The sequence below is a fragment of the Niallia sp. FSL M8-0099 genome (genome assembly GCF_038006945.1).
Taxonomy (GTDB): domain Bacteria; phylum Bacillota; class Bacilli; order Bacillales; family Cytobacillaceae; genus Niallia; species Niallia circulans.
The window spans coordinates 1635001-1657696 of record NZ_JBBOWF010000002.1 but is presented as its reverse complement, the minus strand read 5'-3'; the positions used below and the strand labels follow the sequence as shown (position 1 = coordinate 1657696).

The 22696-nt window shown below is 37.4% G+C and carries 21 protein-coding genes, 2 tRNA genes, 2 rRNA genes and 1 pseudogene (1 of these 26 cut by a window edge); 2 read left to right on the top strand and 24 right to left on the bottom strand.

Annotated features, from left to right (window positions below; all coding sequences use genetic code 11):
• From purR to metG, 10 genes are all read right to left on the bottom strand, one after another.
• Complete coding sequence (gene purR, locus NSQ92_RS22665) at nucleotides 1-822, bottom strand: pur operon repressor (RefSeq protein ID WP_047944363.1); 822 nt, start codon at nucleotides 820-822, stop codon at nucleotides 1-3.
• Between the two features lie 55 nt (nucleotides 823-877).
• Entirely contained in the window at nucleotides 878-1747 is an 870-nt protein-coding gene (gene ispE, locus NSQ92_RS22660) for a 4-(cytidine 5'-diphospho)-2-C-methyl-D-erythritol kinase (RefSeq protein ID WP_047944410.1), read from the bottom strand.
• 419 nt (nucleotides 1748-2166) lie between these two features.
• Nucleotides 2167-2349, bottom strand: coding sequence for a small, acid-soluble spore protein, alpha/beta type (locus NSQ92_RS22655; protein ID WP_016204730.1), 183 nt, complete (start codon nucleotides 2347-2349; stop codon nucleotides 2167-2169).
• A gap of 199 nt (nucleotides 2350-2548) precedes the next feature.
• On the bottom strand, nucleotides 2549-2812 hold the full coding sequence (gene veg, locus NSQ92_RS22650; protein WP_016204729.1) for a biofilm formation stimulator Veg: 264 nt from the start codon (nucleotides 2810-2812) through the stop codon (nucleotides 2549-2551).
• 325 nt (nucleotides 2813-3137) lie between these two features.
• Nucleotides 3138-4022 carry a sporulation peptidase YabG gene (gene yabG / locus NSQ92_RS22645; protein ID WP_047944409.1) on the bottom strand — a complete coding sequence of 295 codons (885 nt, stop codon included), beginning with the start codon at nucleotides 4020-4022 and terminating at the stop codon, nucleotides 3138-3140.
• Nucleotides 4023-4275: 253 nt separating this feature from the next.
• Entirely contained in the window at nucleotides 4276-5157 is an 882-nt protein-coding gene (rsmA, locus tag NSQ92_RS22640; RefSeq protein ID WP_047944362.1) for a 16S rRNA (adenine(1518)-N(6)/adenine(1519)-N(6))-dimethyltransferase RsmA, read from the bottom strand.
• Nucleotides 5150-5710: a ribonuclease M5 gene (gene rnmV, locus NSQ92_RS22635; protein ID WP_047944360.1), complete on the bottom strand. Its 561-nt coding sequence runs from the start codon at nucleotides 5708-5710 to the stop codon at nucleotides 5150-5152. Before rnmV ends, rsmA begins: the two co-directional genes overlap by 8 nt.
• A 260-nt stretch (nucleotides 5711-5970) precedes the next feature.
• Entirely contained in the window at nucleotides 5971-7152 is a 1182-nt protein-coding gene (locus NSQ92_RS22630) for a G5 and 3D domain-containing protein (protein WP_061801126.1), read from the bottom strand.
• A gap of 237 nt (nucleotides 7153-7389) precedes the next feature.
• Nucleotides 7390-8157: a TatD family hydrolase gene (locus NSQ92_RS22625; protein WP_061801127.1), complete on the bottom strand. Its 768-nt coding sequence runs from the start codon at nucleotides 8155-8157 to the stop codon at nucleotides 7390-7392.
• A gap of 196 nt (nucleotides 8158-8353) precedes the next feature.
• Nucleotides 8354-10342: a methionine--tRNA ligase gene (gene metG / locus NSQ92_RS22620; RefSeq protein WP_047944356.1), complete on the bottom strand. Its 1989-nt coding sequence runs from the start codon at nucleotides 10340-10342 to the stop codon at nucleotides 8354-8356.
• Nucleotides 10343-10811: 469 nt separating this feature from the next.
• Here metG and NSQ92_RS22615 point away from each other — a divergent pair, with 469 nt between their 5' ends.
• Nucleotides 10812-11096, top strand: coding sequence for an AbrB/MazE/SpoVT family DNA-binding domain-containing protein (locus NSQ92_RS22615; RefSeq protein WP_047944355.1), 285 nt, complete (start codon nucleotides 10812-10814; stop codon nucleotides 11094-11096).
• A 169-nt stretch (nucleotides 11097-11265) separates the two neighbouring features.
• Here NSQ92_RS22615 and rsmI read toward each other — a convergent pair whose 3' ends face one another.
• The 10 genes and pseudogenes from rsmI to NSQ92_RS22570 all read right to left on the bottom strand — a co-directional run bounded on the left by rsmI (nucleotide 11266) and on the right by NSQ92_RS22570 (nucleotide 18625).
• Complete coding sequence (rsmI, locus tag NSQ92_RS22610) at nucleotides 11266-12129, bottom strand: 16S rRNA (cytidine(1402)-2'-O)-methyltransferase (RefSeq protein WP_047944354.1); 864 nt, start codon at nucleotides 12127-12129, stop codon at nucleotides 11266-11268.
• Nucleotides 12107-12394 (bottom strand): GIY-YIG nuclease family protein, encoded by a 288-nt coding sequence (locus NSQ92_RS22605; RefSeq protein WP_047944353.1) that lies wholly within the window; start codon nucleotides 12392-12394, stop codon nucleotides 12107-12109. Before NSQ92_RS22605 ends, rsmI begins: the two co-directional genes overlap by 23 nt.
• Nucleotides 12384-13127: a tRNA1(Val) (adenine(37)-N6)-methyltransferase gene (locus NSQ92_RS22600; RefSeq protein WP_047944352.1), complete on the bottom strand. Its 744-nt coding sequence runs from the start codon at nucleotides 13125-13127 to the stop codon at nucleotides 12384-12386. The genes NSQ92_RS22605 and NSQ92_RS22600 overlap by 11 nt, the downstream gene beginning before the upstream one ends.
• A 127-nt stretch (nucleotides 13128-13254) precedes the next feature.
• Nucleotides 13255-13632, bottom strand: a complete 378-nt coding sequence (yabA, locus tag NSQ92_RS22595) for a DNA replication initiation control protein YabA (RefSeq protein ID WP_047944351.1) — start codon at nucleotides 13630-13632, stop codon at nucleotides 13255-13257.
• Between the two features lie 12 nt (nucleotides 13633-13644).
• Nucleotides 13645-14472 (bottom strand): PSP1 domain-containing protein, encoded by an 828-nt coding sequence (locus tag NSQ92_RS22590; RefSeq protein ID WP_047944350.1) that lies wholly within the window; start codon nucleotides 14470-14472, stop codon nucleotides 13645-13647.
• Nucleotides 14465-15472 carry a DNA polymerase III subunit delta' gene (holB, locus tag NSQ92_RS22585; protein WP_047944349.1) on the bottom strand — a complete coding sequence of 336 codons (1008 nt, stop codon included), beginning with the start codon at nucleotides 15470-15472 and terminating at the stop codon, nucleotides 14465-14467. The genes NSQ92_RS22590 and holB overlap by 8 nt, the downstream gene beginning before the upstream one ends.
• 126 nt (nucleotides 15473-15598) lie before the next feature.
• Nucleotides 15599-15694 (bottom strand): annotated as a pseudogene (locus tag NSQ92_RS26885) (hypothetical protein); the annotation flags it as partial.
• Nucleotides 15695-16034: 340 nt separating this feature from the next.
• Complete coding sequence (locus NSQ92_RS22580) at nucleotides 16035-16364, bottom strand: cyclic-di-AMP receptor (protein ID WP_016204713.1); 330 nt, start codon at nucleotides 16362-16364, stop codon at nucleotides 16035-16037.
• A 174-nt stretch (nucleotides 16365-16538) separates the two neighbouring features.
• Entirely contained in the window at nucleotides 16539-17168 is a 630-nt protein-coding gene (gene tmk / locus NSQ92_RS22575) for a dTMP kinase (RefSeq protein ID WP_061801128.1), read from the bottom strand.
• A gap of 20 nt (nucleotides 17169-17188) precedes the next feature.
• Nucleotides 17189-18625 carry an aminotransferase class I/II-fold pyridoxal phosphate-dependent enzyme gene (locus tag NSQ92_RS22570; protein ID WP_341153244.1) on the bottom strand — a complete coding sequence of 479 codons (1437 nt, stop codon included), beginning with the start codon at nucleotides 18623-18625 and terminating at the stop codon, nucleotides 17189-17191.
• A gap of 256 nt (nucleotides 18626-18881) precedes the next feature.
• On the opposite strand from NSQ92_RS22570, the gene NSQ92_RS22565 reads away from it, so the two are divergent.
• On the top strand, nucleotides 18882-19085 hold the full coding sequence (locus NSQ92_RS22565; RefSeq protein WP_047944345.1) for a sigma factor G inhibitor Gin: 204 nt from the start codon (nucleotides 18882-18884) through the stop codon (nucleotides 19083-19085).
• A 49-nt stretch (nucleotides 19086-19134) separates the two neighbouring features.
• Here NSQ92_RS22565 and rrf read toward each other — a convergent pair.
• The 4 genes from rrf to NSQ92_RS22545 form a co-directional block, all read right to left on the bottom strand.
• Nucleotides 19135-19251: ribosomal RNA gene (gene rrf, locus NSQ92_RS22560) — 5S ribosomal RNA — on the bottom strand.
• 129 nt (nucleotides 19252-19380) lie between these two features.
• Nucleotides 19381-22316, bottom strand: a 23S ribosomal RNA gene (locus NSQ92_RS22555).
• A gap of 261 nt (nucleotides 22317-22577) precedes the next feature.
• Nucleotides 22578-22653: transfer RNA gene (locus NSQ92_RS22550), tRNA-Ala, on the bottom strand.
• Nucleotides 22654-22681: 28 nt separating this feature from the next.
• Nucleotides 22682-22696, bottom strand: a tRNA-Ile gene (locus tag NSQ92_RS22545) (it continues 62 nt past the right edge of the window).

The window sequence follows — 22696 nt, the reverse complement described above, 5'->3', positions numbered from 1 at the left end:
TTACTTTTTGTCGAAATAATTACCATTTTCCACAGAAATTTTCTTTTCTTTTACATCGACACCGGATAATTTTACTAGTGATAAATAATCATCCACTAGTCTTTCCTCGGCTTCCTCGGCTTCTACTAATACTGCGATTCCTGCAACGCTTGCATTAAATTCCTCTAATAGACTAATCATACCATTGATGGTACCGCCAGCTTTCATAAAGTCATCCACAATCAAAACTTTTGAGCCATCTTCTAAACTTCTTTTAGAAAGCAACATCGTTTGGATTCTTTTTGTAGAACCAGAAACATAATTGATACTCACCGTGGAACCTTCTGTTACTTTACTATCTCTTCTAACCATAACTACAGGAACATTTAAATAAGTTCCAACTGCATATGCCAAAGGAATTCCTTTAGTAGCAACTGTCATGACCACATCAATATCCGTATCAGCAAAGGCAGAGGCAAACAGTCTCCCCACTTTTTGCATGATAGTCGTATTTCCCAGAATATCATTCATATATAGATAACCACCGGGCAAAAGTCTTTCTGGACTTTTTATCAAATCACAAAGCTCTTCAACAAATGGTTTCGCTGCTTCATCACTGACTTTTACTTGATACTTTACTCCACCGGCTGCTCCTGGCAATGTATGTAAAGTCCCTATTCCTCTTTGCTCAAATGTTTCTTTAATAATAGCCAAATCTTCGCTGATTGAAGACTTGGCTGCACCGTACTTTTCTGCAAAGTAAGAAAGAGATACTAACTGCCTAGGATGCTCCAGCAAGTAATTCGTCATGTCTATTAAACGCTCACTACGACGAAATTTCATAACTGAACCCCCAAAATCCGAATATTTAAAGACAATTTTACATTATTATACGGATTTAATCAAGGGTATGTCGCTGTCCAATCATTCGAACCGCAAATACTTGATCACAAAATCCTCTTAAACCATTATAAACACGATTCATCCTTGAATCATGTTGAATCAATCCAAAAACAGTAGGTCCACTTCCACTCATAAGAACAGCATCTGCACCAAATTTGCAAATTTGTTCTTTAATTTGAGCAACCTCTGGGTATAAGGTTAGAGTAACATTCTCTAACACATTCCCGACATTTTCACACATTAAATCATAATCTTTCGCTGAAATGGACTCAATCATTTTTTCCGTATTTGGATGCTGTATTGTCTCAGTATCTAGTCTTTTATAAATATCAGCTGTTGATACACCAATAAACGGTTTTGCCAAAATAACCCAGCACACTGGTGGCGCAGGCAATTCCTTAATGATTTCCCCTCTTCCAGTTGCAAGGGCAGTGCCCCCATAGACGCAAAAGGACACATCAGACCCAATTTCAGCTCCAATGACAGCTAATTCATCTAATGTTAACCCTAAATCCCATAACTTATTTAAACCACGTAATACTGCCGCTGCATCGCTGCTTCCTCCAGCAAGACCTGCTGCAACAGGAATATGTTTCTCAATTTTAATTTCTACGCCTTTTTTCACATCAAATTTTTCCTTTAATATACTTGCTGCCTGATAAGCAAGATTTCTTTGGTCATCAGGAACAAACCTATTAAGAGAAACTATTTTTATTACATCGTTGTCTAACAATGCTAGCTCAATTCTATCTGCTAAATCAATTGTCGTCATAATCATTTCTACTTCATGATACCCATCTGGTCTCTTATGAAGCACATCTAATGACAAATTGATTTTAGCTGGCGCTTTCACCAAAAGCTTCAATATTTCCACCCACTTAACAAATTTCATCATTTACTTTTTTCTCCAACTAACGAAAGAGGATTTTCCTTAAAGGAGATAATAATAGTAGGCTAGACGAACTTTATCTTACCCTTATTCCGTGTCTAACAAGCTTTATGCTCATCTAATCTTCTATATAGATATAGTGATTTTACCACAAATTATTCTCTTACATACAATCGAGATTGTGTTTTCCCTATAATTTATCAACATTTGAGGTGCGGTCTTACTCCCCATTATCTTGAATAAAAAAAGAATCTATCATTAACTCCTTATATCTATACTATTTAATGGATAATATAGATATTCGCTAATGATAGATTCTATAAATTGCCGTGGGTAAATCCAATTTGATTATCGTACAAATAAGATGGACGTAAAGTGAATTTTGAAGTTACAGGTTACTCTTTATTTTGAGTAAGAAGACTTTGCTCTGCTATTTCTATTGCCCTTTTGACCATATTCCCTGCGTCTCTTGCACGAATACCGCCCCAGCCCTCTTTCTGGACCACATCATAGAAACCAAGCTCTTTTGCTAATTCTTCCTTTAATCCTTCGGACATAATTCCTTTTCGTCTACCCAAAGTGAATCTCCCCTTTCATCACCCACGGTAAGCTTAGTATGTATCCATCACTAGTTTTTCATGTTATCTATTTGTTGCCAAAACATATGCTTATTTATACATCTATAAGCATCTTTATTTGCCATATCATTATTTTTCTCCATGAAAAAAGCAGCAAACAAATTGTTCACTGCCGCTTAATGCTTTCAAGCAATAATAGTTAGCTTAAAGCAATTTGTCCTGATGTATCCTCGAAGAAGGTAATTTGAACCGTTTCTGTTAAAACATCTGCATAGCTGTATGATACACGTTCAAATGCATTTTCATCCTGATCTAACTCCACTACAAACACAGATGGATAAGTCTCTGCTAATACTCCTGAACGTTCAATTGTCTTCCGACGACCGCCATTTGCCTTCAGCATAAGTCTTTTTCCTAAATTTGAATCAAGAGCTTTTTTTATATCTGATAATGTTTTTGCCATTCGGTCCACCTCACTGTGTAAAGTATATCATACTGACACAACAGAGTCAAATAAAAACATAAATTATAACAGTCTTTTTTAGAAGTTGTCAATATTTTTTATTCTTATTTTTCTCCAATTTTTCAACAAAGATAGTTTGCACAAAGTGAGCATAAATATGTAGAAAATTTCAATTTTTTTCAAATACTTATATCTTTCAATTGCAATAAAGATTATTCAGGATAAAAACACACAGAATCCAGCTAGCATAACCCCCTTATTAAAGGGCAAAAGCTTACCTTATCCTGTGTGTAATAGTTAAACCTAGTATATGCTTCTATCTTTGTCACACCTCTTCTGTTGAATCTACATGATATGGCATGCCTGTTCGCAAAACTCCCTTTGTTTCAATTCCACCTAGCCCCTTTTCACCCGTTAATGTATTCCTTAAAACATCCCAAACATTTACTCTTTCCATAAATGGTGTAAAACTTATCTTGGCAACAATATAAACTGGATCAAGGGCATGAATATTTACTCTTGAGGGGGAACTTGCAAAATTAGCTCCTGCATAAATAAGCGATTCAAAGTGGGATTGACAAGCACCAGCAAAAATAACTAACTGATCCAGATTAGGAAGCTTCTTTCTCGCCTCTCTGACGGTCTGTACAAAGTATTTCGAGTGTCGGTAGGCATTAATATCACTTTTATCTCCTAACGCTTTAGAATAAGCATCATGACCTGTTATAACTAGTATGTCAGGGCGATAGTAATCCAAAAGACTGCCTATTTTACTTGGCATCTCTTTTTCATTGCAGTGCACTCCATTTACGGGTATCCCAATTTTTTCGTATAAAGTGAGACACTTTTTCAAATAGTTTGGATCTCCATCAATATGGAGTACCTTACCTGGTAATTGAAAATAGTTAGAAGGCTTGCTATAAGCTTCTGTTACTTGATACTCCTGCTTTCTGCGCAAAAGATTCACATCTTGTCGAAATAATTGGAGAGATTGTTCCTCCATCAACTGAACCTTTTGGGAAATTTTTCGTTGCATCGGTTGATTAATCAATACTAAATCCTCATATGGAGCATCTGCAATCAAGCGAAAATCTTCTCCATAAAGAATGGCAATTTTTTGGCCATTTACCTCTTTCATGTCAATTATTCGAAACAATAAATCACATTGATAAGACTCTCTACCGACGATATCCATGATATTTATAGTCACTCTTGTCACTCCAATTAACCCAAACATGTCTCTCCTGAGTGGATATTATTATTCAATATCTATCTCTGATAAATTATGCATACGTCTATAAAGGTGTGAGCAATTCAAAAAGAAGAATTAAAACATCTGCTGCTCTCTTTCTAACAACAACCTTTATCAAATAAAGCATCATATAAAAAGGTGCACAGAAAGCTTCCTCTTCCTTGAAATTTTTTAAGGAAGAGAAATTAATCTGTACACCTATTTATCATCATTATTTTCCAAATGTTTCATAAAGTATGTCACTTAGCTTTGCGAACTCTTCAATAGATAATGATTCTCCGCGTCTAGAAGGCTCAATTCCCGCTTGTTCCAGCGCTGCTATGATTTCTGCCTTCTTTTCTTTTCCACCCTCTAATTGGCTCGATAAGTTATTGAGAATCGTTTTTCTTCTTTGGGCAAAGCTTGCTCTTGTTACTTGAAAGAAGAATGCTTCGTTTTTCACTACAACAGACGGTGTTTCTCTAATCGTAAGACGAATAACAGCTGAATCCACATTTGGTTGAGGAACAAAAACAGTTTTTGGTACAATCATAACCACTTCTGGTTTTGTATAATACTGAATGGCAATTGAAAGAGAACCATATTCCTTCGTTCCTGGCTTCGCTGAAATTCGTTCCGCCACTTCTTTTTGAAGCATCACAACAATGCCTCTTAAGGGTAATTTTTCTTCTAATATCTTCATAATAATCGGCGTTGTAACATAATAAGGTAAATTAGCAACAAGCATAATATCCTTAATATCTTTAAACTCTGTGTCTAACATTTCCTTTACATTTGCCTTTAAAATATCCTGGTGGATAATTTTTGCATGAGGATATGGTTCAAGTGTCTCTTTTAAAATCGGTAATAGACGTTGATCAATCTCATACGCTACAACCTTTTTGCTGCGCTTTGCTAATTGTTCTGTCAATGCACCAATTCCAGGACCAACCTCTATTGCGCCTGATTCTTCTGTTAACTGCGCATGATCCACAATATTCCTTAAAATGTTTGTATCAATTAAAAAGTTCTGTCCTAAGCTTTTCTTAAAGGAAAATCCATATTTATCTAGTATTGCTCTCGTCCTCGCGGGTGTTGCTATATCTTTATACATGCTTATCCTCCTGGCGTATTTCCTTAATCGCTTGTGCAAACTCTGCCTTTGTAATATGAAACATCAGTAATCGTTTATAAAGCTGTTTTCCATTTGTATACCCAATTTTAAGCAGCCTACCTAACTGTTCTCTTCGCTCCTTAGAATCAGCACCGCCAATTAAGCCTGCATCAATTAAATCTTCTTTCGTAATTTCTTCCTTTATTGTTTCCTGCATCAAATGTGCTTCTTTTAATGCTTCTCTAATTACTTCTACTGATGCATGTTCCACCCCAACACCTTTACCATGCTTATGGATAGCAAGCTCCTTCGGGATAAAGGCATGCTTGCATTCAGGAATATGCATTTCAATTGTATGACGAATTTTTTGACCTGGATAGTCTGGGTCAGTCAAAACAATAACTCCTCTTGTTTTTTGTGCTAGCTTTATTTTATCTAATGTCTCTTGATTAATGGCTGAACCGTTTGTTTCAATTGTATCTGCATCAACCGCTCGCTTAATAGCGGTGGTATCATCTCGACCTTCCACTACTATTATTTCTTTAATCTTCATGGAACCTCCAAAAAATATTTAAAATTTGAAAAAAAAATGAAACATAATTGTAACATGAATCGTCTATATATACAGAGAGAGAAATATTTTAATTATTATCATTATAGCTAATATTTATGTTTAAACAAATGGCTGACTCTTTGCAAGTTAATTAACAGATATTGAACCATAAAAAAGACAGAGGAGATGCTTCCTCTGCCAAATCAGCTATCTTTCTATCATCGATATTAGATGATAAAATGTCGAGATTTCTATTTTACCTAATTAATTATTTTTATCTTAACTTGCCTGTTACCCCAACGGTAAGCTTCGGCTTTCGTGGAAAAGAAAACATCTATTTTCTGCCCTTTTACACTTCCGCCAGTATCTGCGGCAACAGCGTAGCCATAGCCTTCAACATAAACTTTTGTTCCTAAAGGGATAAAACTTGGGTCGACAGCGATTACTTTTGCATTCGGATTAGCTTTCAGATCAATACCAGTAGCCGTTCGGCCAGAACATCCATTACAGCTAGCAGTATATGCTGTTGAATTGACGAACACTTCTTGCCCATTTTCTTCACCACGGGATGCAAGTTGAATGACGTCGTCTTTTGTTCCAACAGATACAATTTTATCCTGCTTTTCTTTCACTGTTGTTTCACTTAGCAATTTTCGGGAAATCTCTTTGCCGTTTTCCTTCGTCACCTCATACTTTTTAGAGACCACTCCTTCTGTTCCCTCTTTAAGTACTTTTTCTGTTCCGTGTGGAAGATCATCGTCCTTTTGGGTGATTACGGCAAAATTAATCGGTTGTTCCACTACATCGGTGACCTTTTCTATTCTTGTTATATTAACAATGGCTTCGTCTTTCACTTTTTCCTTTAGAGCTGGTTCAACTCGGTCTAATTTATCAAGTGAGATCTTCTGTTGTGTTAAAAAGTCAGCGACCGTAGTCGAAGTGGACCATACTTGCTTTTTCTTTCCTGCGTCTACTAGTGTTACTGGAAATGCTGTATGTACGACAACTTCCATTTTATGTTCTATAGGGTTATTTTCTTTCTGATTGATCTGGTCATGCTCGTTCAAAGAAATTTTTTGTTCTTCTAAAAACTCCTTAACAGTATCAACTGTTGTCCAAACCGTTTTCTTCTCGTCGTCTTTTTGCAATTCAACCTGTTTAGCTTCTTTCCAGACAACTTCTAAGTTATCTGTCACCTTTGTGTTTAACGAGGGAAACACATAATCTTCTGAGCCAACGGTAATGCCTAAATCATCAAATATTTGTTGTATAGTAGATGAGTGCGTCTCGATGATTTGTTCTTTACCATTTAGCGTTAGTGCCACAGTACTTTTAGTAGTTTCATAAATTATAAATCCAATACTACTCGCAAAAACGATGAAACTAGCTAAAAAGATAGACACTTTCTTCTTGCTCAAAGATTTTGAAAACAGGTTTTTCATGTTTTTGATTACGATGAAAAACGCCTCCTTTTCTCTCGGAGTGATTATATAGAGTATCATGTCCGCTGTCAACCCTTTAGAATCTCTGAACGTATATCCTATTATGCAAAAAAAACCAGCGAAAGGAAAGAAAGAAATCTCGACATAATTAGTCTATGAGAAAAGGAAGCAATGTAGAACCATTAAAAATAAGAGGAAGTTCGGACAAGCTCTTTCTGCATTCGACAAAAAACTTTATCAGTTTATGCCGAATAATTTTTTTGCGTTTTCAGTTGTTTTTGATGCCACCTCTTCATAGGAAATCCCTTTAATAGCAGCTATCTCTTCTGCTACTAGTTTTACATAACTAGGTTCATTGCGTTTTCCTCTAAAAGGGGTCGGAGCCAAATATGGGCAGTCCGTTTCGATTAATAAATGATCTAACGAAATGGCTTCTGCAACTTCCTTTGGCTTTCGTGCATTTTTAAAAGTAACCGTTCCACCAAGCGAAATATAAAAATTCATATTTATGCATTCCAGTGCAGTTTCTACGCTTCCTCCATAACAATGCATAATCCCGCCTACCTCTTTTGCATCCTCCTCTTTTAAGATTTCAACAATATCAGCAGTCGCTTCACGGTTATGAATAATTATCGGGAGTTTTACTTTTTTTGCTAATTGAATTTGCTTTCTAAATACTTCTTTTTGAATATCTTTTGGCGATTTATCCCAATGATAATCTAGTCCCATTTCTCCTATTGCAATGACCTTTGGATGCTTTGCCAATTCTTCAATCCAAGCCAAATCTTCATCTACCATATCGATAGCATCTACAGGATGCCATCCTATGCTTGCATAAACAAAATCGTACTGCTCAATAAGCTCCATCGCCTTTGTAATAGTAGGTCTATCAAACCCCACCACTACCATTTTTTCCATTCCTACATCAAGTGCCCGTTGTATCACTTCTTCTATATCATCTTGAAACTCATTTGCGTTAATATGTGTATGTGTATCAAATAACATGATAAACATCCCTCCATCATCTGTTAGATATATTTACACTTTATTTTTTAAGACCGTTCTATCCTTGCGCCACAGTCTTAATGAAAGAAGAAAAAACATAGAGATGATTAAAATATGGAATTTCCCCGCCCATTCTTCTCCATAAAAGATCTTGGCGATTTCCCCATTAAAACATCTCCATGTTTTTTATATCATTTTATTTTACTTTTGCACCGAGTGGTAAAGCCTCTGCGATTGTCGCTAGAGACAATTCACCGTCATGACTTCCAGCTAAAATCATTCCCTGTGAAAGCTCGCCTCTTAATTTAACTGGTTTTAAATTTGTTACACAAATAACTTTTCGTCCTACCAAGTCTTCAGGAGAATAATATTTAGCGATTCCAGAAACAACTTGTCTTTTTTCATAACCTAGATCCAATTGTAACTTCAATAACTTGTCCGCTTTTTTTACAGGTTCAGCTTCCAGTACTTGTGCTACACGTAAGTCTACTTTCATAAAGTCATCTATTGTAATTTCCTCTACGTCCGGAACTTCTTGAACCTCTTGTTTCTTTTCCTCTTCCATTTGAGGTCCCTTCATTTCGCTTTTGATAAATTCCACTTCTTCTTGAATGTCTAATCTAGGGAAAATAGGATCTCCCTTCTCTACTATAGTACCCGCAGGAATGACACCAAAACGTTCCAGGCTGTCCCATGTCTGTAAGGATTCGTCTTGTATGTTCAACTGTCTAAAAATCTTGTCAGGTGTTCTTGTTAAAAATGGTTTTAACAAAATGGCGATTCTTCTTAAAGATTCTGCTAAATGATTCATCACAACTGCTAATTCTTCTGTCTTTTCCTCTTTCGCTAATACCCATGGCTGTGTTTCATCGATATATTTATTATTTCTGCTGACTAATTGCCATAATGTTGTTAGTACAACAGAGAACTCCATATTCTCCATATGCTCCGCATATTTCTTAACCGTTTCTTGATGTGCTTCCACAAGTGACTTTTCAAAAGTGCCTTCTGAATTTTTATAGGTAGGAATTTCACCATTAAAGTACTTATTAATCATCGCCACTGTACGATTTAATAAATTCCCTAAGTCATTTGCTAAATCGAAATTTACTCTCTCTACAAACGCTTCAGGAGTAAACACACCATCAGAGCCAAATGGTACTTCTCTTAATAAATAATAACGAAGAGCATCTAATCCATAACGGTCAATTAACGTCACTGGATTAACCACATTTCCTTTTGATTTAGACATTTTGCCATCTTTCATTAGAATCCAGCCATGTGCAAAGACTTTCTTTGGCAATGGTAGATCTAATGCCATAAGCATGATTGGCCAATATATCGTGTGGAAACGAACAATTTCCTTCCCAACTAAATGTACATTTGCCGGCCAAAACTTTTTATATAGACTCTCATCATCAGAGCCATATCCTAGCGCAGTAATATAATTGGAAAGGGCATCGATCCATACATATACCACATGCTTCGGATCCCCTGGCACTTTAATTCCCCAATCAAAAGTAGTTCTTGATACTGCTAAGTCTTCCAATCCAGGCTTAATAAAGTTATTGATCATCTCGTTCTTGCGAGATTCTGGCTGGATAAATTCTGGATTTTCCTCGTAAAATGCTAACAAGCGATCTGCATATTTTCCCATTCTAAAGAAATAGGATTCCTCTTTTACTAGTTCAACGGCATGACCACTGTCGGGGCTTTTCCCTCCAATTATTTTGCCATGTTCATCGTAAATAGGATCAACCAACTGCAGTTCTGTATAATATGTTTCATCAGAAACAGAATACCATCCTTGATATTCATCTAAATAAATATCTCCTTGATCCACTAATTTCTTAAACATTTTTTCGACAACATCTGTATGTCGTTTTTCTGTTGTACGGATAAAATCATCATAGGAAATATCAAGCTTATCCCATAATTCCTTTATTCCTGCCACAATTTCATCTACATACTGAATAGGTGTAATTCCTGCTTCTTCTGCTTTGCGCTGAATTTTTTGCCCATGTTCATCCGTTCCAGTTAAGTAACGAACTTCATATCCTCTCATTCTTTTATAACGAGCCATTGCATCTCCAGCAACTGTTGTGTAAGCATGTCCAATATGTAAATTGCCACTTGGATAATAGATTGGCGTAGTAATATAAAAAGTTTTTTCTTGATCCTTCACTTAATTTCCTCCTATATATATGTATATAATATGTACCTTTAGTAAGATAACTGCTATTACTATTGTAACCATTCTTCTTTTTTATCGAAACAAAAAAGTATAAGAACATTTATAAACCGCATAATTATTGCCATTTTTCCTTTTATCCCATCAAAATATACCTAAAAATAATTAGTAATGCAACAGCGATGTTTTGGAAGAAAGAATGAGAAATAAAAATGTTGTTTTTTGTCGAAAAAATAATAAAAATAGAACAAAAAGACTATACCAATTTATCCCATCCTATGTTTATTTATCAATTTATTCTCCTGAAAAGCCTAATTTAATAAGGTTTTTAAAATACAATAATTTCAAAATAAAATAATTGACGTTTATGGGAATGGCTGGTATTATAATAAACATACAAAGAAATTTGTCGAAAATTAGCGAAAAAAAATATAAATACTTACTTTTGGGAGGAGAAAAGAAAATGAAATCTACAGGTATTGTTCGTAAAGTTGATGAATTAGGTCGTGTGGTTATTCCAATCGAATTAAGACGTACATTAGGAATTGCTGAAAAGGATGCTCTAGAAATTTATGTAGATGATGAAAAAATCATCTTAAAAAAATATAAACCAAACATGACTTGCCAAGTTACTGGCGAAGTATCAGATGATAATCTATCTTTAGCTGGTGGTAAATTAATCCTCAGCCGTGAAGGTGCAGAGCAATTAATCGCGGAAATCAAAAGCAATTTTGAACTTGCAAAATAAAAATAAAGTAAGCAATGTGTAAGTACATCACTCTTTATTGATTCGTAGCTTCTTGAAAAAAATTAAGAGAAATACTTATTCGTTCTTTTTATAAACTAAAGGACTGCCGCCTTAAAGGGGAACACCATCATATTTTTGATGTTCCGATTTAAGGCAGCAGCCCTTTTTCTTATTGAATATGATATTCTTGATATATGTCTCTTTTTTGCATTTCTCTATCTAATGCAGTCTTTTTAATTGCTTCTTTTACCGTAATTCCCTCTTTTTCCACATAGTGATCTACATGTTGAACAATAGACAAGTCTTCCCACCAATTATTTTCTTCTGTTTGTAATTCTCCTTGTTCAATAACTAAACAAAACTCTCCTCTTATTTCTTCTGATTGAGACCAAGCAATTGCTTCCTCTAGAGTTCCACGAATAAATTCCTCATATATCTTTGTCAGCTCTCTACATAATGTAATCTTTCTATTACCGAGAATCTCCCTTATTAAAACCAATGTTTCTTTTAAACGATGTGGGGATTCATATAAGAGCAGCGTGCCTGGAACGTTCTTTAGAAAAAGCAACTCCTTTTTCTTCTCCTTCTTTTGGCGATTAAGGAAACCATAAAAGTAGAAAGGATGTGTCGGAAGCCCCGAAGCAATCAGTGCTGTTAATGCTGCATTCGCTCCTGGAAGAGGAATAACTGGTATTTCTTGATTAATAGCATCTATAGCTAGTTCATATCCTGGATCTGCAATGGTTGGCATTCCCGCATCACTTACTAATGCGATTATTTTATCCTCTTTCAAAGCTTGTATTAGCTTTTGACCACTAGCCTCTTTATTATGTTCATGATAGCTGACTACTGGAGTAGCAATTTCAAAATAATTGCATAGTTTTTTTGTATTACGTGTATCTTCTGCAGCAATAATATCTGCCTCTTTCAAAATTCTAATTGCTCGAAAACTCATATCTTCTAAATTCCCGATAGGAGTAGGGACTAAATACAACGCTCCCCCTTTTTCTTTAAAGCTTTTTTGTTGTTTCATTTCCTTCACCTACTTCCTTCCATAAAAACTTTTCCTTCTTCTTTCTATCTAGCTGTTTAAAAGCATACTCTGCTTTCATGGCTTCTTGTTTTGTCTGAAATTCCTCATAGTAAATAACAGATACCGGTAAACGTCCTCTTGTATATTTTGCTCCTTTACCTTCATTATGCGTTTTTACGCGCTTTTGAAGATCATTTGTATAGCCAGCATAATAGCTGCCATCCTTACACATTAATACATAAAAATAATGACTCTTATTTTCCATACAGTATTCTGCTCATTTCCTCTGTATAATTGTTGCCATCTTTATAAACAAATAACGGAGGGAGAACTTTTAAATCTGGTTTCCCATCTTTTATCGCTTCAACTAATAAAATATTCGCTTCTTTTCCTTCCTTTGGATAAACAAATCGGATACGCTTTGGTTCCAATCGATTTGCCCTCATTAATGTAATAATATCTAATAGTCTTCCTGGTCGATGAACAAAAGCTACTTTTCCACCTTGTTTAACCAATTGACTGGATATACTAATTGTATCCTCTAGCGTACAGAGGATCTCATGTCTCGCAATAGCAAGATGCTCATTACCATTAATCTCTTCCACTGAATTAGTCTTCTTAAAGTAAGGTGGATTACACGTCACTGCGTCATATTTCTCATACCCAAGTAAACCAGGAGCATCCTTAATATCACCATGAATCATTTTTATCTTTTGCTCTAAACGATTATACTGAATGCTTCTATTTGCCATATCATATAATCTTGCTTGTATTTCTACTCCTACAATATCTCCCTCTGTTCGAAGCGACAAAAAGAGTGGAATTACTCCATTCCCACTACATAAATCAACAATCGCCCCCCTTTTCACAGGAATAGAGACAAAATCCGCTAATAATACTGCATCTAATGAGAAGGAGAAAACAGATGGACTTTGAATAATTCTTAATCGTTCATCCAGCAAATAATCTAATCTTTCATCTCCAATTAATGGAACCACTCTTTATACCTCCATCTTTCCTATTTCCTGCATAGAAAAAGAGATGTCTCAAGAAGAAGAGTCATCCCCTGACAATACATTGGTTGTATTGCTTACATACTCGGGCAATAATTTCTTTGAGACATCCTTATTTTTTATTAAGAAACGATAAACAAAAAAGACAATCTCCATCTTTTCGAGGACTTCCAAAATGAAGATTACAAATATGAAAACCTTCTTGATATAGTCTTGCCAGGTTGTCATACCCTTCCCCTATATCAATATTTTTCTCCTCTATCATCTTACCTTGTTTTATGTTCCTTCTTTTATTTTTATCTTGTTTCGAATCCTTTTCTCTTGGTATATCCTCTAAGTGCCTTCTTAGATTTTCATTTTCTAGCTGCAGCCTATTATTCTCTTCAATAAGCTCTGCTACATGCTGTTTAAGATCACCTAATTGCTTATATAAATTACCAATTTGACTTTCCATATTTATTACTGATTCAAAAACTTCTTTTTTATCCACTCTTCCACCTCATTAATCTGTGGATTGAACTGAAACAGCATCCTCTTGCAGTATCTCATCTAATGTATATTCAAGCACTCGTTCTTGTTCAGAAATTTCCACTTGGAGTACACGTTCTAAAATATTTAAACCAACAACTTTTCCCTTTCCATCCGGTGTATCAATCCAATCACCTAAGTCTGGTAAAAGTTCCTTTGCAGCTTCATAATCGTCATTCTCATATTTTAAACAACACATTAGTCGCCCGCATAATCCGGAAATTTTCGTTGGGTTTAAGGAAAGGTTTTGGTCTTTTGCCATCTTAATAGATACTGGTTCGAAATCCCCTAAGAAAGTCGAACAGCATAACATTCTTCCACAAGGACCAATCCCGCCTAGCATTTTCGCTTCATCTCTTACACCAATCTGACGAAGTTCAATTCTTGTTCGAAAAATGGAAGCTAAATCTTTTACCAATTCCCTAAAGTCTACTCGACCATCTGCGGTAAAATAAAAAATGATTTTATTACGGTCAAATGTATATTCTACATCCACTAATTTCATATCTAATTCATGCAGCGTCACTTTCTCACAACAAACATCATAAGCCTCTTTTGCTGCAACCTTGTTTTCGGCTACAATCATCTGATCTTTATGATCCGCGATTCTTAATACTTTTTTCAAAGGTAAAACTACATCATTTTCATCTACTTTTTTCGGTCCAATAACTACTCTCCCGAATTCTACACCCCGAACAGTTTCGACGATGACGAAGTCTCCCTTTTGAATGATTAATTCATTTGGATCAAAATAATATATTTTTCCAGCTTTTTTAAAGCGGATTCCTACAACATCATACAACTGAAGATCCCTCCTGCAGCTCTAGCACCAGCTGCTCCATCAATAACTGTGGATTCATATTCCCCTGCAGCTTTCGCTTTGCTTCAAAAATAGCTGTCATTTGTTCCGTTAAGCGTCTGTTAGAAGTTCTTAAAGCGTAAGTATCTAATCGTCCCTTTTCGCTAACGTATACAATCTGATCGTGCTTGCCAAGCTGTATATATAATAAATCTTTATAAAGCAGCAATAATAAATCAAGTCCTCTATCAAACTGGTCCTTTTCTTTAAATTGAGAAAACCAGTCTCTTTGAAGAGCTACTAATGCTTCTAAAGGAGCTCCTTTAAGAGCCTCATATAATTTTACCACTATTTTTTGCGCTTGTACAAACCATTCATCCGTACTAAGTGACAATGCCTCTTCAAAATTATTGGTAATTTGCGCAAGTAAAGGGGCTTCATTTGGTTTTATTCCATTTCTTACTAGTTCTTTAGCCATTTCATTTGGGGATAATGGTGTAAAGGAAAGGACCTGACACCGAGACAAAATAGTCGGCAATATTTGCTGAATTTGTTCTGTTATTAAAATGGCCGTTGTTTCTGCATTCGGTTCCTCTAAAAACTTCAGTAAACTGTTAGCCGCATTTGTAGTCATTTTATCTGCATGAACAAGAATATACACCTTTTGCTTTGACTCTACTCCAGTCTTGGAAAACTCTTCTTGTAGGCTTTGTATTTGATGCTTCTTTATGGATAATCCATCTGGCTCAAGTAAATGCACATCAGGATGGTTACCATTATTTATCCGCTTGCAATTTGAACATGTTTCACATGGAACATATCCTTCTATAGTATTTTCACATAAAATGCTCTTAGTGAGAACTAGACTTATTTCCCTTTTACCTGTTCCCTTCATTCCTTCAAAAAGATAAGCATGAGCTAATCGCTCTTTTTTTAAGCTGTTTTTTAGCATCTTTAAAACAATGGGTTGTGTCCCTTCAAGCTGTTCCCACGTCCTTGTCAAGACAATCACTCCATTTACATATATATATTAATTAGTAGACCTTTAATTTTACCATTTTTATCTAAGGTATTTATGCCATTTTTCTCATTCGCGATTACTTCTTCTGTTGATTATACTAACTTATCATCAATTACCTGTACAACACGCGAATTTTCCTAGGCCAAACTGATCCCTCGCGTTGTACTTTTTACCTTTCATCCCAAATTCAACAGCTTCTTTTACAAACTGTTTAACAAGAGATTTATATTTAGTTAAGTCTTTGAAATTTTGGGTTTCCCTAACCTATTGCTTTAATATCATCGATGTTTTTCAACAATTTTGAAGCTGATCGACCTTTAATTTCTCATTTTGTTGTTGGACATATCTGAAATTTAGAAGCTCCTAAGACTACCTTTGTTTCTAATCTATTTTCCAGATTGATTCAAATCTCTTTATTAACTTCTATTTTTCCTCCTGAAGAGCGGTCTGCTACTTATTAGAAAAGGATATGCGTATCCTACTTTTTAACTTTTATCATTTAACTATGAAAGTACATCGGTAACAGAAGTTACCGATGTACAGCTTAAAATTGTTTAAATTGCTCTACAGGTAATACAAAGACTGTTGCTCCGCCAACTTCTACTTCTACTGGATAAGGGACATAAGAATCTGCATTTCCTCCCATTGGCGATACAGGTGCTACTAATTGGTCTCTTGATTGACAATTTTCTTTAATGATTTGTAATGCCTTTTCCACACGTATATCTTCCGTTCCTATCATAAAGGTGGTATTTCCAGATTTCAAGAATCCGCCAGTACTTGCAAGCTTTGTCGCTCTAAAATTATTTTCAACTAGTGCATTAAGTAATTTGTTACTATCTTTATCTTGAATGACTGTTAGAATTAATTTCATTTTTATCCCGCCCCTTATTATAGTTTCCGAATGATTTTATAACTTGTTCCTATTATAGCAATAAATATAAAAACAAACAGCTGAAAGAAAAAATAATTCTTTGAGAGCCTATCCATTTTTTATTTTGTCATCACTATATGCATAATACCCTATTATTTAAATAGCAACGCACTTCTACTTTAAAAAACGATTAATAATATCTACTGTATCCTCCAAAACCTGTTCTAATGGTTTCGATGCATCTACTTTTATGATTCTCTCTGGAAATCTTTCTATTACCTTATAATAGCCTTCTTGTACTTTTTCATGGAATTCAATCTTTTCTAAATCCAAACGGTTAATTTCTCTATCACTCGTATTACTAATTCTTGCTAAACCAACCCTTGGATCTAAATCAAAATAAATGGTTAGCTCAGGCATGGTATCTCCAATTGCAAATTGATTAATTTCCCAAATTTCATCCATATCAATTCCTCTTGCATGCCCTTGATATGCCAATGAACTATCAATGAAACGGTCACATAATACAATCGCTCCGTCGTTTAAAGCTGGAATGACCTTCTCTACTAAATGCTGTCTTCTAGCAGCTGCATAAAGCAATGCTTCTGTTCGCGCATCCATTTCAGTATGCTTAGGATCTAATATAATATTTCTAATTTTTTCTGAAATAGGAATACCACCTGGCTCCCTTGTCTTTATAATCTGTAGTTCTTTTTCTTGATAATAATTTAACAACATATCAATAACGGTTGTCTTTCCCGCTCCCTCTGGTCCTTCTAATGTAATAAAGATACCTTTTGTCACCTTATTGTCCTCCTAAGTTGTCATTTCTCAAAAATGGTAATTTTATTTTTATATATAGATGGGCTTCCTTGAAATCTTGCTCCATCCTTTAATAAGTTCGTTATTTGTTTAATATGATAGTTCGTTATTTCCTCTCCAGGCATTAAAATAGGAATTCCTGGTGGATATGGAATAATTGTTTCTGCACAAACTGCATGTAAAGCTTCACTTAATGAAACTTCCACCTTACTTCGTGTGGCTTGTTCTTTTTCACTAAGTTTTAATTCTACTATATCCTCACGCTTTTTTATAGATTCAACTGTCTCACTCTGAGCAGAATGAGTATGTATATTTTTAAGAAGCGCCCTTTTTATTTTAAAAATAATCTTCTCTAAAGGATAAGAGATTCCTTTCTTTAACAATGGAAAGACAAATAATATATTATTTGAATCAGCTAACTCCGTATATATACCCTCTTTTTCTAATTCTTTTTGTAATTCAAATCCGCTTCTATTTTCTGTTGATTGAATAGTAATTTTTAAAGGATCTCCATCATAAGGATAGTTTAGTACGTTTAGCTGAGGAATTGTATGAAGTTGTTCCCGAAAAAAAGTTACCATTGTATGTAGGTATTCCCAATCCTCCATGCTATAGTTTGCTATATAATGCCTAGCCTTATCTAGGGAGGCCATAATAAGGTAAGAGGGACTGGTGGACTGTAAAATGTCTAAGTAATGTTTAACATCCTCTTGTTGAACGAATGCCGTATTATAATGTAAATAAGCACCCATTGTTAATGCTGGAAGCGTCTTATGTGCTGATTGAACAACTATATCTGCACCTGACTCAACTGCTGAAGGTGGAAAATTTGAATTTCCTTTAAAATGAGCCCCATGCGCTTCATCTACTAATACACAAATTCCATTAGCATGGGCTAAGTCAATAATCTCTTGTAAATTTCCAACCATTCCATAATAATTAGGAGAAGTTAAAATAAGCGTTTTGACTTCTGGAAATCGTGCAATTGCCTGCTCAATTGTTTTTTTCGAAAGGACTGTATCGACTTTCCAATCTTCCTCATAATCCGGGCTAAGTAAAATGGGCTGTGCCTTTGCTAACTTTATTCCATTCATAATTGATTTATGGCTATTCCTTTGTACAAATACTTTGTCACCTGCTGTTAAGGTGGCTAATATCATTGCTAAATTACCAACAGTACTCCCATTTACAAGAAAATAACTTTTCTTAACTCCATAAAAATCTGTTAGTAGTTTTTCTGCATCTGCAATAACACCAGTTGGTGCATGTAAATCATCTAAGCCATTAAGCTCTGTCACATCAAAATTCCATAAAGGTCCTTTCCACTCATCTTCCGGAGAAATTAATTCTCCATTCTTATGACCAGGTACATGAAAAGAAATATTATTTTTCGACTGAAATTGCAAAAGTTTAGAATATAACGGTGTGTTTTCTTGCAATTGTATTCCTCTTTTCTTTTTTCACTCTATTTATTTTATCATTTTTTCTTTATAGGAAGTAATTTACGCTTCTTTCTATTTTCTTATTTAAAGTATTTTATTTAGATAATATAAATCCCTTATTCATTCATACTGGGCTATTTATCAATACCCCTTTAGTCTTTCTTATTAGTAATATTTTAGTTTAGTAGTTTTCAAGAATAAAGGTATGCGTGATTACTAAAATGGTTAGAATAATGTCTATGGAGGTGGAGAAATGGGGAAGTATCAATCAAGTAGAGCAGAAGCCTGTCTCATATGCGAAGAATATAAATTAGAAGGCATTCATCTATTCGAATCCTTTATATGTATGGATTGCGAAAGAGAGATTGTTAATACGAAGACAAATGATCCCAAATATCGATTTTTTGTTCATCAAATGGGAAAAGCACGAACTCTTCAGGAAAGACGACAAGCTTAGATATAAATAAAAAACAAGCATCTAACGAATAGATGCTTGTTTCCTTATTGCCTGGCGACGTCCTACTCTCACAGGGGGAGAACCCCCAACTACCATCGGCGCTGAGAAGCTTAACTTCCGTGTTCGGTATGGGAACGGGTGTGACCTTCTCGCTATCGCCACCAGACTTATTTATTTCGAGAATTATTCTCTCAAAACTAAATCATTTAGAAGTATTCCAAGTTGCCAAGTAATCATTTTGTCCAGCTCCAACGCCTATCAAACTTCCGATAAACAGGCGTTTCCGCTTTTCATTTTAGTTAAGTCCTCGATCTATTAGTATCAGTCAGCTCCACATGTCGCCACGCTTCCACCTCTGACCTATCAACCTGATCATCTTTCAGGGATCTTACTAGCTTGCGCTATGGGAAATCTCATCTTGAGGGGGGCTTCATGCTTAGATGCTTTCAGCACTTATCCCTTCCGCACATAGCTACCCAGCGATGCCTTTGGCAAGACAACTGGTACACCAGCGGTGCGTCCATCCCGGTCCTCTCGTACTAAGGACAGCTCCTCTCAAATTTCCTACGCCCACGACGGATAGGGACCGAACTGTCTCACGACGTTCTGAACCCAGCTCGCGTACCGCTTTAATGGGCGAACAGCCCAACCCTTGGGACCGACTACAGCCCCAGGATGCGATGAGCCGACATCGAGGTGCCAAACCTCCCCGTCGATGTGGACTCTTGGGGGAGATAAGCCTGTTATCCCCGGGGTAGCTTTTATCCGTTGAGCGATGGCCCTTCCATGCGGAACCACCGGATCACTAAGCCCGACTTTCGTCCCTGCTCGACTTGTAGGTCTCGCAGTCAAGCTCCCTTGTGCCTTTACACTCTACGAATGATTTCCAACCATTCTGAGGGAACCTTTGGGCGCCTCCGTTACTTTTTAGGAGGCGACCGCCCCAGTCAAACTGCCCACCTGACACTGTCTCCCACCCCGATCAGGGGTGCGGGTTAGAATGTCAATACAGCCAGGGTAGTATCCCACCAATGCCTCCACCGAAGCTGGCGCTCCGGCTTCCAAGGCTCCTACCTATCCTGTACAAGCTGTACCAAAATTCAATATCAGGCTGCAGTAAAGCTCCACGGGGTCTTTCCGTCCTGTCGCGGGTAACCTGCATCTTCACAGGTACTATAATTTCACCGAGTCTCTCGTTGAGACAGTGCCCAGATCGTTACACCTTTCGTGCGGGTCGGAACTTACCCGACAAGGAATTTCGCTACCTTAGGACCGTTATAGTTACGGCCGCCGTTTACTGGGGCTTCAATTCAGAGCTTCGCACTAACGTGCTAACCCCTCCTCTTAACCTTCCAGCACCGGGCAGGTGTCAGCCCCTATACTTCGCCTTGCGGCTTCGCAGAGACCTGTGTTTTTGCTAAACAGTCGCCTGGGCCTATTCACTGCGGCTCTCGCAGGCTTGCACCCGCAAGAGCACCCCTTCTCCCGAAGTTACGGGGTCATTTTGCCGAGTTCCTTAACGAGAGTTCTCTCGCTCACCTTAGGATTCTCTCCTCGCCTACCTGTGTCGGTTTGCGGTACGGGCACCCTAAATCTCACTAGAGGCTTTTCTTGGCAGTGTGGAATCAGGAACTTCGGTACTATATTTCCCTCGCCGTCACAGCTCCGCTTATGTGGTAATGGGATTTGCCTCATTACCAGCCTAACTGCTTGGACGTGCTAATCCAACAGCACGCTTACCCTATCCTCCTGCGTCCCCCCATTGCTCAAACGATTTAAAGGTGGTACAGGAATATCAACCTGTTGTCCATCGCCTACGCTTTTCAGCCTCGGCTTAGGTCCCGACTAACCCTGAGCGGACGAGCCTTCCTCAGGAAACCTTAGGCATTCGGTGGATGAGATTCTCACTCATCTTTCGCTACTCATACCGGCATTCTCACTTCTAAGCGCTCCACCAGTCCTTACGGTCTAGCTTCAACGCCCTTAGAACGCTCTCCTACCACTGACATCATAGATGTCAATCCACAGCTTCGGTGATACGTTTAGCCCCGGTACATTTTCGGCGCAGAGTCACTCGACCAGTGAGCTATTACGCACTCTTTAAATGGTGGCTGCTTCTAAGCCAACATCCTGGTTGTCTAAGCAACTCCACATCCTTTTCCACTTAACGTATACTTTGGGACCTTAGCTGGTGGTCTGGGCTGTTTCCCTCTTGACCACGGATCTTATCACTCGTAGTCTGACTCCCAAGAATAAGTATTTGGCATTCGGAGTTTGTCTGAATTCGGTAACCCGATGGGGGCCCCTAGTCCAAACAGTGCTCTACCTCCAATACTCTAAATCTTGAGGCTAGCCCTAAAGCTATTTCGGAGAGAACCAGCTATCTCCAAGTTCGATTGGAATTTCTCCGCTACCCACACCTCATCCCCGCACTTTTCAACGTGCGTGGGTTCGGGCCTCCATCCAGTGTTACCTGGACTTCACCCTGGACATGGGTAGATCACCTGGTTTCGGGTCTACAACCACATACTATTTCGCCCTATTCAGACTCGCTTTCGCTGCGGCTCCGTCTCTTCAACTTAACCTCGCATGTAATCGTAACTCGCCGGTTCATTCTACAAAAGGCACGCTATCACCCATAAATGGGCTCTAACTACTTGTAGGCACACGGTTTCAGGATCTATTTCACTCCCCTTCCGGGGTGCTTTTCACCTTTCCCTCACGGTACTGGTTCACTATCGGTCACTAGGGAGTATTTAGCCTTGGGAGATGGTCCTCCCTGCTTCCGACGGGATTTCTCGTGTCCCGCCGTACTCAGGATACACTCAAGAGGGAACGAAGTTTCGACTACAGGGTTTTTACCTTCTACGACTGACCTTTCCAGATCGATTCGTCTACCCCGTTCCTTTGTAACTCCATATAGAGTGTCCTACAACCCCAAGAGGCAAGCCTCTTGGTTTGGGCTAATCCCGTTTCGCTCGCCGCTACTCAGGGAATCGCGTTTGCTTTCTCTTCCTCCGGGTACTTAGATGTTTCAGTTCCCCGGGTCTGCCTTCAGTACCCTATGTATTCAGGTAAAGATTCTATCCCATTACGGATAGAGGGTTTCCCCATTCGGAAATCTCTGGATCAAAGCTTACTTACAGCTCCCCAAAGCATATCGGTGTTAATCCCGTCCTTCATCGGCTCCTAGTGCCAAGGCATCCACCGTGCGCCCTTTCTAACTTAACTTAGTTTCGACCAAAGATAAGCGGCGTATCTCTTCGTCAGCTTCTTCACTCTGCTCCTCACGTATTTTCGTACGCTCCGGTGCTCGTTCGGTCGCTTCCTTGACCTACTTGCTTCTCTTTGCTCTCCAATCTTTGAAGGAGTATTCGTTTAATACGACTACTTTCAAAGAAGTAATTCTCTAAAATAGAGAATCTAAGATGGCGATTACTCGGTTTATCTTGGTTACTTCTATTAAATGATTTAGTTTTCAAAGAACAATTTTGGTGGAGCTTAGCGGGATCGAACCGCTGACCTCCTGCGTGCAAGGCAGGCGCTCTCCCAGCTGAGCTAAAGCCCCAAAAATGGTATATGTTTTTTCAAAAAAATGGTGGGCCTAAATG

Excerpts from the sequence above, each read along its gene's own strand:
- NSQ92_RS22630 (WP_061801126.1), bottom strand. The coding sequence starts at position 7,152 with ATGAAAAACCTGTTTTCAAAATCTTTGAGCAAGAAGAAAGTGTCTATC.
- rsmI (WP_047944354.1), bottom strand. The coding sequence starts at position 12,129 with ATGAAACAACAAAAAAGCTTTAAAGAAAAAGGGGGAGCGTTGTATTTA.
- rnmV (WP_047944360.1), bottom strand. The coding sequence starts at position 5,710 with ATGAAGATTAAAGAAATAATAGTAGTGGAAGGTCGAGATGATACCACC.
- NSQ92_RS22625 (WP_061801127.1), bottom strand. The coding sequence starts at position 8,157 with ATGTTATTTGATACACATACACATATTAACGCAAATGAGTTTCAAGAT.
- veg (WP_016204729.1), bottom strand. The coding sequence starts at position 2,812 with ATGGCAAAAACATTATCAGATATAAAAAAAGCTCTTGATTCAAATTTA.
- purR (WP_047944363.1), bottom strand. The coding sequence starts at position 822 with ATGAAATTTCGTCGTAGTGAGCGTTTAATAGACATGACGAATTACTTG.
- rsmA (WP_047944362.1), bottom strand. The coding sequence starts at position 5,157 with ATGTATAAAGATATAGCAACACCCGCGAGGACGAGAGCAATACTAGAT.
- NSQ92_RS22565 (WP_047944345.1), top strand. The coding sequence starts at position 18,882 with ATGGGGAAGTATCAATCAAGTAGAGCAGAAGCCTGTCTCATATGCGAA.
- NSQ92_RS22615 (WP_047944355.1), top strand. The coding sequence starts at position 10,812 with ATGAAATCTACAGGTATTGTTCGTAAAGTTGATGAATTAGGTCGTGTG.
- NSQ92_RS22605 (WP_047944353.1), bottom strand. The coding sequence starts at position 12,394 with ATGGAAAATAAGAGTCATTATTTTTATGTATTAATGTGTAAGGATGGC.
- NSQ92_RS22580 (WP_016204713.1), bottom strand. The coding sequence starts at position 16,364 with ATGAAATTAATTCTAACAGTCATTCAAGATAAAGATAGTAACAAATTA.